The 13,580-nt window shown below is 40.0% G+C and carries 11 protein-coding genes; 4 read left to right on the forward strand and 7 right to left on the reverse strand.

What is annotated here, in order from left to right; all coding sequences use genetic code 11:
* Positions 1 to 1,230 (reverse strand): sedoheptulose 7-phosphate cyclase, encoded by a 1,230-nt coding sequence (locus V7K32_RS25310; protein ID WP_334997128.1) that lies wholly within the window; start codon positions 1,228 to 1,230, stop codon positions 1 to 3.
* 1,299 nt (positions 1,231 to 2,529) lie between these two features.
* A complete protein-coding gene (locus V7K32_RS25315) occupies positions 2,530 to 2,682 on the reverse strand; it encodes a hypothetical protein (protein ID WP_334997194.1) in 153 nt (50 codons plus the stop codon).
* 540 nt (positions 2,683 to 3,222) lie between these two features.
* Between V7K32_RS25315 and V7K32_RS25320 the strand changes: the two genes are divergently transcribed.
* Together V7K32_RS25320 and V7K32_RS25325 are read left to right on the forward strand one after the other, a co-directional pair.
* Positions 3,223 to 4,050 (forward strand): ABC transporter permease subunit, encoded by an 828-nt coding sequence (locus V7K32_RS25320; RefSeq protein WP_334997130.1) that lies wholly within the window; start codon positions 3,223 to 3,225, stop codon positions 4,048 to 4,050.
* A 118-nt stretch (positions 4,051 to 4,168) separates the two neighbouring features.
* A complete protein-coding gene (locus tag V7K32_RS25325) occupies positions 4,169 to 4,936 on the forward strand; it encodes an ATP-binding cassette domain-containing protein (protein WP_334997132.1) in 768 nt (255 codons plus the stop codon).
* 338 nt (positions 4,937 to 5,274) lie between these two features.
* Here the strand turns inward: V7K32_RS25325 and V7K32_RS25330 are convergent, their stop codons facing one another.
* The 3 genes from V7K32_RS25330 to V7K32_RS25340 all read right to left on the reverse strand — a co-directional run bounded on the left by V7K32_RS25330 (position 5,275) and on the right by V7K32_RS25340 (position 6,710).
* Positions 5,275 to 6,093 carry a carbonic anhydrase gene (locus V7K32_RS25330; RefSeq protein ID WP_334997134.1) on the reverse strand — a complete coding sequence of 273 codons (819 nt, stop codon included), beginning with the start codon at positions 6,091 to 6,093 and terminating at the stop codon, positions 5,275 to 5,277.
* Between the two features lie 284 nt (positions 6,094 to 6,377).
* Positions 6,378 to 6,563, reverse strand: coding sequence for a hypothetical protein (locus tag V7K32_RS25335; protein WP_334997136.1), 186 nt, complete (start codon positions 6,561 to 6,563; stop codon positions 6,378 to 6,380).
* A 9-nt stretch (positions 6,564 to 6,572) separates the two neighbouring features.
* Positions 6,573 to 6,710 carry a hypothetical protein gene (locus V7K32_RS25340; protein ID WP_334997138.1) on the reverse strand — a complete coding sequence of 46 codons (138 nt, stop codon included), beginning with the start codon at positions 6,708 to 6,710 and terminating at the stop codon, positions 6,573 to 6,575.
* 599 nt (positions 6,711 to 7,309) lie between these two features.
* On the opposite strand from V7K32_RS25340, the gene V7K32_RS25345 reads away from it, so the two are divergent.
* Together V7K32_RS25345 and V7K32_RS25350 are read left to right on the forward strand one after the other, a co-directional pair.
* Positions 7,310 to 7,561, forward strand: coding sequence for a hypothetical protein (locus V7K32_RS25345; protein ID WP_334997140.1), 252 nt, complete (start codon positions 7,310 to 7,312; stop codon positions 7,559 to 7,561).
* Between the two features lie 344 nt (positions 7,562 to 7,905).
* The gene (locus V7K32_RS25350) at positions 7,906 to 11,172 is read left to right on the forward strand and encodes a beta strand repeat-containing protein (protein ID WP_334997142.1); all 3,267 of its coding nucleotides are present in this window, start codon (positions 7,906 to 7,908) and stop codon (positions 11,170 to 11,172) included.
* Between the two features lie 543 nt (positions 11,173 to 11,715).
* Here the strand turns inward: V7K32_RS25350 and V7K32_RS25355 are convergent.
* Both V7K32_RS25355 and V7K32_RS25360 read right to left on the reverse strand, forming a co-directional pair.
* A complete protein-coding gene (locus V7K32_RS25355; RefSeq protein ID WP_334997143.1) occupies positions 11,716 to 12,363 on the reverse strand; it encodes a response regulator transcription factor in 648 nt (215 codons plus the stop codon).
* A complete protein-coding gene (locus V7K32_RS25360) occupies positions 12,341 to 13,576 on the reverse strand; it encodes a sensor histidine kinase (RefSeq protein WP_334997145.1) in 1,236 nt (411 codons plus the stop codon). Before V7K32_RS25360 ends, V7K32_RS25355 begins: the two co-directional genes overlap by 23 nt.
* Between the last annotated feature and the right edge of the window lie 4 nt (positions 13,577 to 13,580).

The following is a 13,580-nucleotide window of genomic DNA, read 5'->3' on the forward strand; positions in this document are numbered from 1 at the left end:
TCACACCCCCAAGAGCTTGGCTTCTTGATTTTCAATGTATGCGTCAACCCCTTCTCCGCCACGAGGGTATTTAGCACAAAGATGTTTGTGTTCAACTAAGGCAGCATCAAGTTCTTCACGGGTCAAATCATTGACAAAGAAGCACTCACCAATAGGACAAGGCATGGCTGCACGTTGTTTACCATCTCGTGTCAAGCTAATAGACTGGGTAGCATACCAGAGCAAATCTCCATCTAATAGAGGATGATCGAGTGATAAACCGATACGACTCATCAAGTCTAGGATGCGATCGCGCTCCCCTGTTGGAATATAGCCCCGTTGTGCTGCAATGGTTGCAGACAAAGCCATATCTATATTCACCGCGTGACCATGATAAAGGGGTATGTGAGGTGCTAATTCTAGGGTAGGACTCCAAGTGTGACCGTAGGCAATGACGCGATCGAGGTCTATTTCATGCAAGTTAGGAGTCTCTAACTCCAGCATGGTTTTGATAGCTTCGTAGTTGAGTTTATGGGCAATCTCTTTGATTTCCGGTGTACCATTCACATGTCCAAAGTGAGTCGAAAGCAGTTCTTCGCCATATTCGTATAGCAGTTCAAAGACTTCAGAGTTTGAAACTACCGCAATTTTCACCAACTCTGCCATCCCATTACGAACTTGAGCCGTTGGCAAGGTTTTCAAAAATGAGAAATCGAGGATCACTTTTAAAGGTGCATGATATGCTCCTAAGCGATTTTTTTCCTTACGATGATTAACTGCAACCTTAATTGCTACACCTGCATCGATTAAACCAATCAACGTGGTAGGAATGCGGATGTAGTTACTCTTGCGACGGTAAGAAGCGCAAGCAAACCCAGCTACGTCAGTAATTAGACCACCACCAACGACTAAGACTGGTTCCTTACGAACTAAACCAAAGTCGGAAAAAGCGTCAATAATTTTTTCAAAAGTTGCAAGGGTTTTAGCTGGCTCTGTAATAATGATGGAAAATACTGTCAGTTCAATGTCATAGTGTCTAAAATATGACCTGATCTGTTCGCCATAAAGTTCATGGACATTGGCATCAATTACAGTCAGACAGCGACCAAATTTCGCATAGCTATCTGCTATTTCTCTGTTTTTAATATCAAATGCACCGTTCACATAGACAAGACTAAAATCGATTTTTTCGTACCCTTGCACGTGAAACGCAGCTTCGGTAGCTTCAAATGATGCTTGAACTTTATTCATGTGTGTTGACCTTATTCCAATTAAAAAGTTGTGAGACGGTAATAATTACGATTTACCCTCATGGATGCCAGCAAGAATTAATGCTCTTTATCCTTTAAGATTAAAGACAGTACAAAATTAGCTTTCTGTAAAAAGCTAACGTTTATTGCTGACTGGCAATGTTTTTAAACAACACCATTCATTTGAGTAAATTCTATAGATGGGTTAACCTTTAATTCGGTATAACCTCAAACTAGTCAAATAGCCCCATTCCCAATATAGTGGCATAATATTTGCCTGTTTCTTCCGGGGATTATTAACTTTCAACTTGGGAAATTCATCTTAATTCAGATTTATTCCACTATATTTAAATCTAGTGGTTTTCCAACTGTACGATTTTGCAAAAATTCTAGTCTACAAAACTGATTATATCGTCCATCTCCAAGCTTCAATTTGAGATTACAACCCTGATTAATTGTTAGTCCGCTGTTTTTTAACATTAGTATCAAACCTCGTATCACTAAACTCGCTACATTCTATTTAGTTTAGAATGACAGTGGATTTTTAGGAAGTTTATTTGAACCTTTTTTAACTCCCCTATGTTTGTCTGTCGCAAATTTCCCAATGTTAAACTTTGCATAACTCATATTTTACTAAACTACTTATATTGTCTATTTCCAGCTTAACATTTGAAATTACAGACATGATTAATCCTCTGCTCCCTGTTTTTTTCGATTAGTCTCAAACCCTAAAATGGTTAAAAACAAACATGATTCACTTCATTCTATTGAGAATAACCGTAGAATACCTCACTCAGTTAAGTTACTGTTCAGTATTCAACACACCTACCTCAGTAACTCCTGAAAATTCAGATATTAATTAAATGTATCTGAGTTACTAGTAACAAAAATTTATATTTAATAAGGAACGGTTGTGTGTGTTAAAAGCTTCTAAATTTGCTTTAATTGCCTTTTTAGTCCTAATTTAAGCTAAAAAAGCTTAAATTACCAACTAGTTACTAGTTGTTAACTTAAAACACAATACAAATCATAACATTAGAATAATACAAATCATAACATATGTAAATAGATTTAAGTCAATCCACCATGCGAAGTGTACTGGCTAACAAAAAAAATTTAAAAAAGTATGTCTAAAGATAGATATTTTCTACAGCAGGCATATCTCATATCTAAGGCACTTAGAGAATGTTTTAAAAATGGTTGGCTGTAATTTTAAGCACCGGTTGATCCCCCCTAACCCCGCTTTTTAAGGGGGAACCGAAGTCAAGGTCCCCCAATTTATCGGGGAGCCACTGCGGTCTCAATACTGTTCGGTTAAGGGGAAATAGGTGGTGGAGTCAAGAAGAATAAGTTCGCGTATAATATTATGAACATCAGTGTCAATTATCGGATAATCGAGGCTTGCTTTAATTGCCGCAGAACGGGAAGTTTTTAATCTGCTATATTCAGTCATGTTTTTTCCTTGAATAAATGAAAATTTTTCATCCTGTCTTCAGCAGTAATTGCGGCTGAAATACCGAATATATCTGAGCAAATAACAACATCCGAATTAGGGACTTCCGACAAATAAATTACCCAATCTTGTGGGGTATTTTTTTATTGGAAGTCCCTTATCCCTAGCTTGTATCTAATTACTAAGCCCAAACATAATGATGTCAACGAGCCGATTTGGGTGGGTTCTCTTTGCACTACCTTTACTTTCTAGTGAACTCACAGGAAAATCCTATAGCCCAAGCTGAAAAAGGAATATTCCCCACTCCCTATTCTTGGGAGTTGCTTTTTAGTTAATTTCGTGTAAAACTATCTTTAATCTACGGTAAGGTGCTAGATATATAGTATTTTAAAGAAGAAATACCCCAACTATTTGGGTTTGTTCTTCATTACTTTCTGTCCCTGTCTCCGTAAAACAAACATAGATAACGCCAAAGCTATTCAGTCCTATTGACGAAATAGCCTTTAATGAGAACTTCATAAAACAACTAATTGGTAACTTATGACTATTACTCTGAAAAAGACTAAAAACAGCGAAAAATCCCTAGAAGCAATATTCAACAACAAATACGCAGATAAAATCATCCCTTGGATAGTACCTTTTATAGTGCTACTACTTTGGGAAATTGCTTCTAGAACTGGTTTACTTTCCAGCAGAATTCTTCCAGCACCAAGTAGCGTAGTTTTTACGGCATTTAAGTTAGCTTCAACTGGAGAGCTTTTCCGACACATGGGAATCAGTGCCGCACGCGCTATATCTGGTTTTATCGTTGGCGGCGGAATTGGCTTTATTTTAGGATTACTCACTGGGTTTTCTCGCATTGCAGAACAATTGTTAGATAGTTCCTTGCAAATGCTGCGTACTATTCCCAACTTGGCATTAATTCCTCTAGTAATTTTATGGTTTGCGATTGGCGATCAAGCTAGATTATTTCTAGTTTCCATAGGTGTATTTTTCCCAATTTACCTTAATACCTATCATGGAATTCGTAATGGAGATCCCCAACTAATTGAAATGGGCAGAGTTTATGGCTTAAAAACATCGCAGATTTTGTGGCAAATTGTTTTTCCAGGAGCTTTATCTTCAATTTTGATTGGTGTCCGCTTTTCTTTGGGTATTATGTGGCTATCGTTAATTGTAGCCGAACAAATTGCAGCAGATTCTGGCATTGGTTATATGGCAATGAACGCCCGTGAGTTCATGCAAACAGATATTGTGGTGTTAAGTATTGTCATTTATGCACTGTTAGGTAAACTAGCAAATTCTATCGCCAAACTTCTAGAAAACAAATTCTTATCATGGAATCCAAATTACACATCTGCTGGGTAAAAGTTTACATCAAAATTTAAATATATGTTTAGTTTTTGCGTTCATTTATTATTTGCAAAAACCTCAAATAACTTCCTGCTTTAATAACTCAAAAATCATTAAACAAAGGAAAAAACACATGGGTTCAACTATACAAGGTTCACAACTCAATATTTTGGATTTAAGCAAAGTTTTTGGAAATAAAACTGTCTTAAAGTCATTAAATTTAGAAGTAGCACCAGGAGAATTTATTGCGATTGTGGGACGTAGTGGTTGCGGTAAAAGTACTTTACTGCGCCTAGTGTCTGGGTTAGATAAACCCACTACAGGGGGCATATTATTAGATGGAGAACCACTGCGTAAGCTTAGTCATTCTGTAAGAGTGATGTTTCAAGACCCCCGGTTACTACCTTGGAAAAGTGTAATAGATAATGTGGGTCTGGGTTTGCAAGAAAATTGGCGTGCAAAAGCTGCGCGGGTATTAGAACAAGTAGGGCTTAAAGATAGAGCTGGTGAATGGCCTTACGTCTTATCTGGAGGGCAACGACAACGAGTAGCATTAGCCAGAGCCTTAGTGAGTCAACCACAACTATTACTACTTGATGAGCCTTTAGGAGCATTGGATGCGTTAACTCGCTTAGAAATGCAACATTTAATCGAGGATTTGTGGCAACAGAGAGGCTTTACGGCGTTCTTGGTTACCCATGATGTAGAAGAAGCTGTGGCGCTGGCAGACAGAGTAATAGTAATTGAAGAAGGACGGGTTGCTTTAGATTTACCTGTAAGATTGTCGCGTCCACGAGACAGAGCTAGTGAAGTATTTGTAAATATCAGAGAAGCAGTACTAGAACAAGTTATGAATAATGAAGGTACTCACGCTCATCAATTATTGCAAATGAGTCATTAATACTCTTGCTCAAAAGAAAATCTCAAACTTACTGAAGGGAAAAAAGTCTAGTGTATAAATATTTAGATAAGTTGTAGCTATCCGCTTATAGAACGAAAACACTTTGTGAACTACTGAAAGTCAGTTATTTGACAGGCAACCGAGGGTTGCCTCTAACTTCCTCTTTCTTAATCATAATTATTACGATCACACTTCTGGCGTCTGTTACTCCTAGTCAAGCAACTTCTACCCTTAAAGGATGTTTGAAAAGGTTTGGGCGAATAGAATAGAACCCAGGTAAGTAACATATTAGACTTTTCAAACAACCTCTTACAAGGCATTTTCCGTACTCTAGATTTTTACTTTGTTGTCGAGCCTCGATAAATTCGCTCCATTTGCTCTGGAGAAAGCACTGTCATTGGAAACCATTCATGTGTAGAAATAGGGAGTTCCTGGGAAGATTCAAACGGTCGTTGTTGAGTTTTAGTGAAATGTATTTCCACATTGCTATTTACAGTTGGGCTAAGTAATGTCTCATCCATCTCCGATGGGAAAAGCTGATTTTGTGGCAAGACATAGGCGTGCTTTTGTGGATCGTATCCCAAAATTTCTCCTGTCTCAATTTGATAAATCCAAGCATAAATATTTAGTTGCCCTTGGTGGAGCTTAGAGTGAATCACCGGATAAGTGCGTAAATTTTCGATTTGGGTGAGTACATTCTCAGCAATAATTATTTCTAAGAGTTCTTCCCCTTCGTAGTGGCTATAATTGTCTTTCACCAGTCGTCGGGTTGCCTCTGCATATTTGAGCCAGTCATGTACAAGCGGCATTTCTACCCGCAAGCTGTCTAACTTCATTAACCCTTTCATAGCACCACAATGCGAGTGACCACAGACAATAATTTGCTGAATACCTAATGCTTGAACAGCATACTCAATTGTTGCCCCTTCACCGCCATTAGTCGCACCAAATGGTGGAATAATGTTGCCTGCATTGCGGATAACAAACAATTCGCCTAACCCGGCTTGTGTAATCAGGTTTGGATCGATACGCGAATCTGAACAAGTAATAAATAGCACTCTGGGTTTTTGACCATGAGAAAGTTGTTCAAACAGTTCTTCATTAGCAGAAAAATAACTACTTTTGAATTCGCGCAAACCTTTAATCAATTTTTTCATAGAAGCACCTAAATCAACAAGTAATACTTGAAACTTTTCGTAGAAATTGAGTTTTCAAATTAAGGAAGTAGGGACGGGTTAATAATATCTGTAAACAGATTGACGTAATTGATAGGCTTTTGCTATTGCACCTAAGGCTTAGTTAAAGGGTGAGATTTATTCTTGTATTGTTTAAGCAATCTTCCTATACCGCTCACTACAAACTAATCTCAATATTTTTTACATTACTTAATCTAGTTTGATTTATTTTCACCGACTTACTTGTGCCTAATTTGTGTAAACTATTAAACATCACATCTGGCAACACACATAAGCGACAAGGCTGCAAGTAGAGAATTAGGATTGATCCCAGAGCATAATTGAGCCAAACGATAGTTCTTGTCAGATTTACCATAATTGCCAAGCAATTCTTCTGCACCAACCGTATGATTATGGGGATAAACCTTGATGCCAAAGCCAAGCGGCTCCAAAATTTTATACTAAAGCTCTGGCGTTACTCCATCCCCAGGTCGGTGATGAACCTCTGTTGCTAATCCCCAAGTTTGCTCTGCGGCTGTTGTATGACCTCCTCGTTTGATTAGCCGATATAGCCATAAGCGTAAATTCCATAACCACAAACCTAATCCTTAGAAGTTCCAAGCACTCAACTGAGGTCTGTAATCTGTGATTGAAATGCCGCTGTTTTTAGGTAGTATTAACAACATATTTACTTTTAAGTTTTCAAAAATCTGTCTTCAGATAGATTAATTACCCTTGTTCCGGGTACTTGCAGTAAGAAAGACTAAGTATAACAAATCCATTCTCAGTTTGAACTCATACCAAATCTATGTGAGCCTGCATAGAGGAATTCCCTTGCTTGGCATGGAGTTGACGTTTGTTTAATTCAGTGTATTTTAAAAAGTTAGTATAAAAAAATACACTCGTTCAGCATTTAAAACTTCAAAATAATTTTTGCACTCACTACTCCTCCCACATCAATCGCTTCTCGAAAATCAAATATGAAGTTTTGTTAAACAATGCATAACTTTTACACAACAGACTGAGTAAGTAAGTAAGTGTGAAGTTGAGGAGCTTTAGAAGCTTAATTATTTCGTAACCTTCTAGACCCTAGATGCTGAATTCTTTGATTTCCAGAATTGACTCATAGAACTCGCGTTATTTAATACATCACAAAATCAGTTCATACATCTATTAGTCTGAAAGGAAAGCAAAATTCATGGAATCTCAAAAATTAGAGTCAATAGTTATTGATTTGCAAAGGCTACAGCAGTTACAAGACGATAAATCTCAAAAATTAAAGTCAATAATTATTGTTTCACAAAGGCTACAGCAGTTACAAAATAATATTAATAAAGAAATTATTGAGCTACTGAATAGCTCTAATGTGAGTAAGAGATTCGACAAATCCAGTATATCAGGACAGAAAAGCCTGAAAGTTGAGTGTTCACTCAACTTAATTCAATTTTAAGCTAGAGATAGAGCCATTAAAGCTTGCTTTTTTAATGCTTGTTCACTGATTGATACTGAACAAGAACAATTAAAAAAGCCTAAAAGGAGCGATTTTCTTGAAGGTACACCCTGATGATTCTATCTAGTGATTAAGACTTAAATAGTTTGAGATATAAGAATCAGTGCTATTGAAAAGGTTTTTCATAGGGTGAATCTTTGACGAATATTATTATTTCTCACTTTTGAGGTATAAAGTATGCCGAAAACGTCAAACTTCGGCGAGTTTTTTGTATCCAAAAACAGCACTTAACTAAAGGTTGAGAACTGAAGTTACTGAAAAAACGGTTTAGTCAGGTAAAAATTATGGCAAATATCATTGGAACCAAGGGTAATGATACCCTAGTGGGCAGCGAATTAGCGGACACGATTAATGGTCTTGCAGGCAACGATATCATCACAGCTACTGATGGTAACGACACATTAACTGGTGGTGGTGGCAAAGATCAGTTTAAATTCGTTAGCATATTCAACGGCACCGATACCATCACCGATTTCGGTGGCGTCGGTAAAGGAACAAACCCGACTTCCGCAGTCATTGCCGAAGTGGACACCCTAAAATTCGAGGGCTATGACTTCTTTCGTCCCGAAAATTTGCTGCTTACCCAGAATGGCAACAATTTGGAAATTGCGTTTGAAGGGGTAGGTGAAACCACAGTCATTCTGCAAAACTTCAAATTAGAAAACTTAGAGAATCAGAAAGCTTCTGGAGCCAAACCAGAGATTGGTAATATCCTGTTTAATGGGCAAAGTAGTATCACCGACAGCTTTGATGTCTTTGATGCCAACTCCACTGAAACTAAGCTGGGCATCAAAAATACGGTAACCTTCCTTAATGACCTATCCAACAACATTACGGGTTTAGACGACTCAAATGATGTGGTTAATGGTCAGGGCGGTAATGACAAAATCGACGGCAAAAGTGGCAACGACTTGCTGCGGGGTGGTACGGGCAATGATACTCTCATTGGTGGTGCGGGGAAGGATACCCTCATTGGTGGTACGGGCAATAACTCCCTCGTTGGTGGTACTGGTGACGATGTATTGAATGCTGAGGATTCAACAGGCAATAGCACCCTTAACGGTGGTGCTGGTAACGATTACTTGAGTGTTGAGGGTTCAACAGGCAATAACCTGCTTTCTGGTGAGGATGGCGATGACAGCTTTTCTTTGAGGGCTTCATCTACTGCCCCCTCTTTCTTAGTAACTCAAACCGTAGATGGAGGGAAAGGGGATGATTTTTTACAAGCGTATTATACCAATGCTACGGGGAGAATGACTTCCACATTCAATGCAACCACTAACATTGGTTCGATTACAGCAGGCACGAATCAGGTTAACTACAAAAATATCGAGCGATTAGATATTAGAGGTACTATCTACAATGACTTGATTGTGGGGACTAATGGCGACGATTTTCTCTGTGGGGGCAGTAGTGGCAATGATCCAAGTTATGGTAATGATACGATTTTTGGCGGTAAAGGTAACGATGACTTGAGTGTTGATTATTCAACAAGCAATAACATCCTTAATGGTGGTGTTGGTAACGATCAATTGAGTGCTACCTCTTCAAAAGGTAATAACCTACTCTCTGGAGGCGATGGCAATGATAATCTCTCCACTTCTGGGACTCACATCGACTACGACGGGGGAAATACCAATGCCGCCTCTGGCAATAACACCCTCAACGGTGGTGTTGGTGACGATAGTTTAAATGCTAACTATTCAACAGGCGATAATCTACTTTCTGGAGGCGATGGCAATGATTATCTTAGTACCTCTAGCTCCGCTTCCGACAGGTACGCATTTGCCACCTCTGGCAATAACACCCTCGACGGTGGTGCTGGTGACGATAGTTTAAATGCTAACTATTCAACAGGCGATAACCTGTTGTTTGGAGGCGATGGCAATGATTCTCTCTTTGTCTCTAGCTACTACGACTACTCTGGAAAGTCTGATGGTGGCTTTGGCAATAACCTACTCTCTGGAGGCGATGGCAATGATTCCTTCTCTTTGCTTCTATATACTTCCCCCTCTGACTTGGTAACTCAAACAGTAGATGGAGGGACAGGTGACGATTTATTGAAAGTCTCGTATATCTATGGTACTGGGGGAATTACTTCGACATTCGATGCTGCTACTAACACTGGCTCGATTACAGCAGGCACGAATCAGGTTAATTACAAAAATATCGAAGGATTAAATATCTCTGATACAGCCTACGATGACTTGATTGTGGGCAGCAGTGGCAATGATACAATAGATGGGAGCGGTAGTGGAAATGATACAATAGATGGGGGCGCTGGTGACGATTACTTATCGTTCTCTTACTATAGTGCAACCCAGAGCATGACTTCGACATTCGATGCTGCTACTAACACTGGCTCGATTACAGTAGGCACGAGTCACGTTACTTACAAGAATATCGAAGGATTAAATATTTATGGTACAGCCTACGATGACTTGATTGTGGGCACCAATGGCAACGATTCGCTCCACGGGGGTAATAGCGGCAACGATACCATCGATGGAGGCATAGGTGACGATTTGTTGTCGTTGTATAATTATACTACTAGCGACGGAATTACTTCGACATTCGATGTTGCTACTAACACTGGCTCGATTACAGTAGGCACGAGTCACGTTACTTACAAGAATATCGAAGAATTAAATATCTCAGGTACACAGTACGATGATTATATAGTGGGGAGCAATGGTAACGATACGATAAATGGGGCAGCTGGAAATAATACGATTTTCGGCGGTGCAGGTAAGGATTACTTGAGTGCTGATTATTCAAATGGTAATAATCTGCTTTCTGGCGACGATGGAAATGATTCTCTGAGCATCTCTGGCTCCTACAACGACTACCGAGGCGAGTTTTCTCTTGATGCTGTCTCTGGCAATAACACCCTCAATGGTGGCGCTGGTGATGATAACTTAGTTACTAACTATTCATCAGGGAATAACCTACTCTCTGGGGGCGATGGAAATGATTCTCTTAATGCCTCTGGTTCAGCCTCCTTATACTCCTCATACGGAGTTTATACTGTCTCTGGCAATAACACGCTCGACGGTGGTGCTGGTAACGATCGCTTGAGTGTTGACTATTCAACAGGCAATAATCTCCTCATTGGTGGCGATGATAATGATACTCTCACAGCTTCTGGCGCTTCTGGTAAGAACACACTCATGGGTGGTAATGGCAATGATATCCTCATAGGTGGCAAAGGTAATGATAGCCTAATTGGAGGAGCTGGTACTGATACCTTTGCTTTCAATAGTTACAATAATGGAGGTGTTGACAGTATTTCTGACTTCAACGCCACTAATGAACTGATTCAGGTGTCGGCTGCTGGTTTTGGTAGCGACTTATCACCAGGTTCACTCAAAGCTACTCAGTTTACCCTTGGAACATCTGCAACCACTAACACTCAGCGATTTATCTACAACAGCGCTACAGGTGGATTGTTCTTTGACCTTGATGGGAGTGCGTCTCGGTTTACTCAGGTACAATTTGCACAAATATCTGGTGGAGTGACACTAACCGAAAAGAATTTTGTGGTTGTTTAATCGGAATTAGCGCTCTGCCATTACCAACTGCTACGGTTTGCGAGGTATTATTTTTAGTGACAATTTAGGAACTGGGGGATACACAATCTACATACCCCCTTGTTTTTTGTCTTTGTCTATGCAAATCTAATAATATTATACGGCAGCTTTACCGATTTAACGTATAATTTTCCCCGTGCAAAAATAAAGTTTCATCCTCTTGAACGTTGAGAACCGTAGTTCTTGCCCTCACCCTAAATCCCTCTCCCAAATCTGGGGGAGGGAGTTTGAAATTCTGGCTCCCCGAATCCCAGATTTGGGATTCGGGGTTGGGGGATGAGGGCAAATCCTTTTGATCATGGAAGAACTATAGGTTTCAAGATAAGTAGGTCGGCGAGAAAAAACAAAACTATGTAACGAAAAGTAAAATCTCTGTATTTGGCTCGTAGTTGCGCTGTAGCGAAGACAGCGCAACTACAAACCAGTGATGATTATTTGCACCGACTTACTTAGACGTGGTTTATTTGTCTTTCTATGAATACATATTCCTTGCCCAAGCAGACTCTATTTAAGTCCACCAAACAAGGAATGAGCAAACAAAGCGGCTTGAGTGCGATCGCGTAAACTCAACCGACTCAGAATATTAGTAACATAATTCTTAACAGTATTTTCTGAAAGAAACAGTGATTCAGCAATTTCACGGTTATTGGCTCCACAAGCAATTAACCGCAATACATCTAATTCTCTGGGTGTGAGTTGCGCCAATTCTGGAGGAGTTTGCACAGACGAAACAGGTGCGGCAATAGGCGTGAGTGCTTTTTCAAACAATCCTGGACCGAGTAGGGTTTGTCCCTTGTAGACGGAGAGAATTGCCAACATTAATTCATCTGGTTCGGTGTCCTTGAGTAAATAGCCCTTTGCACCCAGCCGCATCGCCTGGAAAACATACTCATCATCATCGAAGGTGGTGAGGACGAGAACCTTAATATCAGGATATTGTTGAGCGATCGCTTTTGTTGTGGCAACTCCATCCATTACGGGCATTCGGATATCCATTAGCACAATATCGGGTTGCAGTAAGGCAATCTGTTCGAGCGCCCGTTGCCCATTCTCCGCCTCACCGATTACCTGCATCTGGTCATTCGACTCAAGCATACTCTTAAGTCCCTGGCGAATCAGATGCTGATCGTCAACTAATAAAATCTGAATCATAAGCTAGCTTTGGTAGTGGCAAAGAAACAGAAATACAGCAACCGGTTCCTAGTTGACTGTGGACATTTAATTGACCGCCCAGTGCAACCGACCGTTCTCGCATCCCTTGTAACCCAAAGCCGGTTGTATTTTGAGTGGGGTTAAACCCTTTTCCATTATCTTCGATTGACAAATGAATCATTCCAGCGTGAGCCAGTAGTCTCACGGTGACACTCGTTGCATTAGCATGTTTGCAAATATTTGTCAAGGATTCTTGCACAATTCGGTATAGGGCGGTGTTTACTTCTGTTGGTAAAATGTACGGTAGATCAATTTTACAGGACGGTTCAATACTTGTGGTTTGCTGAAAATCTGTCAGTAGCTTTTCAATGGCTGATTTGAGAGATTGCCCTTGCAAAGGATTTGAACGTAATACAGAAAGCGATCGCCGAATTTCTAGCAGTGCCTCAGCCCCCAATTCTTTCGCCTGTTTGAGAAATGTCAAGGCTTTATCATTATTTGATTGCCAGAACAACAGAGTATTATTAATCTGAATGGTTTGGGCGGCGAGAGTGTGTCCTAACCCATCATGAATTTCGCGGGCAATTCGGTTGCGTTCCTGCAAGGTTGCCTGATCTTCAATCCGTAGCGCATACTGGCACAGTTGTTGATTGGTTCTCTCTAATTGTTGATGGGCAATTTCTAACTGCTCTCGACTTTGGCGCTCTGCAAGCAGGGCATTAATTAACAATAAAGCGAATACTAACGTTAAGCTAAACAATAATATATTACTTAATCGCCAATCCCAGGACATGGCGATCATTTTATCTCGCATAAAATTCTCAGGTTCAATTGGTCTTGACAAAAGCAGTGTTCCATGAGAAAGCAGAGATAAAATCAAGACAACCAACTGTCCCGATAGCTTAAATATCAGACAACTCCGCATCACCAGTACCAGACACAGCAGCAAAACGGAGCGAGGAGATAAGCTATGTTGAATCGCTGGTAGCCAAATTAAACCGAATTCCAAGGCTGTATAAAGTAATTTTTTTTCCAGCCTAACCATTGGTAGCCTTAACCCCATCAAGCTAAAAATTGCGATCGCTACAACTCGTAGCAGCAACGACCAGCACAACTGAAACGGCAGCAGAACTTCCATGAACACTGCCGTGGCTAAGAACAGCCACTCTAGGTAAAGCAACAGACGGAAAGATGGGTAGATCAAGCGAACCATAGAA

The sequence above is a fragment of the Nostoc sp. genome (assembly GCF_036917635.1).
Taxonomy (GTDB): domain Bacteria; phylum Cyanobacteriota; class Cyanobacteriia; order Cyanobacteriales; family Nostocaceae; genus Nostoc.

Excerpts from the sequence above, each read along its gene's own strand:
- V7K32_RS25310 (WP_334997128.1), bottom strand. The coding sequence starts at position 1,230 with ATGAATAAAGTTCAAGCATCATTTGAAGCTACCGAAGCTGCGTTTCAC.
- V7K32_RS25315 (WP_334997194.1), bottom strand. The coding sequence starts at position 2,682 with ATGACTGAATATAGCAGATTAAAAACTTCCCGTTCTGCGGCAATTAAA.
- V7K32_RS25320 (WP_334997130.1), top strand. The coding sequence starts at position 3,223 with ATGACTATTACTCTGAAAAAGACTAAAAACAGCGAAAAATCCCTAGAA.
- V7K32_RS25325 (WP_334997132.1), top strand. The coding sequence starts at position 4,169 with ATGGGTTCAACTATACAAGGTTCACAACTCAATATTTTGGATTTAAGC.
- V7K32_RS25330 (WP_334997134.1), bottom strand. The coding sequence starts at position 6,093 with ATGAAAAAATTGATTAAAGGTTTGCGCGAATTCAAAAGTAGTTATTTT.
- V7K32_RS25345 (WP_334997140.1), top strand. The coding sequence starts at position 7,310 with ATGGAATCTCAAAAATTAGAGTCAATAGTTATTGATTTGCAAAGGCTA.
- V7K32_RS25350 (WP_334997142.1), top strand. The coding sequence starts at position 7,906 with ATGGCAAATATCATTGGAACCAAGGGTAATGATACCCTAGTGGGCAGC.
- V7K32_RS25355 (WP_334997143.1), bottom strand. The coding sequence starts at position 12,363 with ATGATTCAGATTTTATTAGTTGACGATCAGCATCTGATTCGCCAGGGA.
- V7K32_RS25360 (WP_334997145.1), bottom strand. The coding sequence starts at position 13,576 with ATGGTTCGCTTGATCTACCCATCTTTCCGTCTGTTGCTTTACCTAGAG.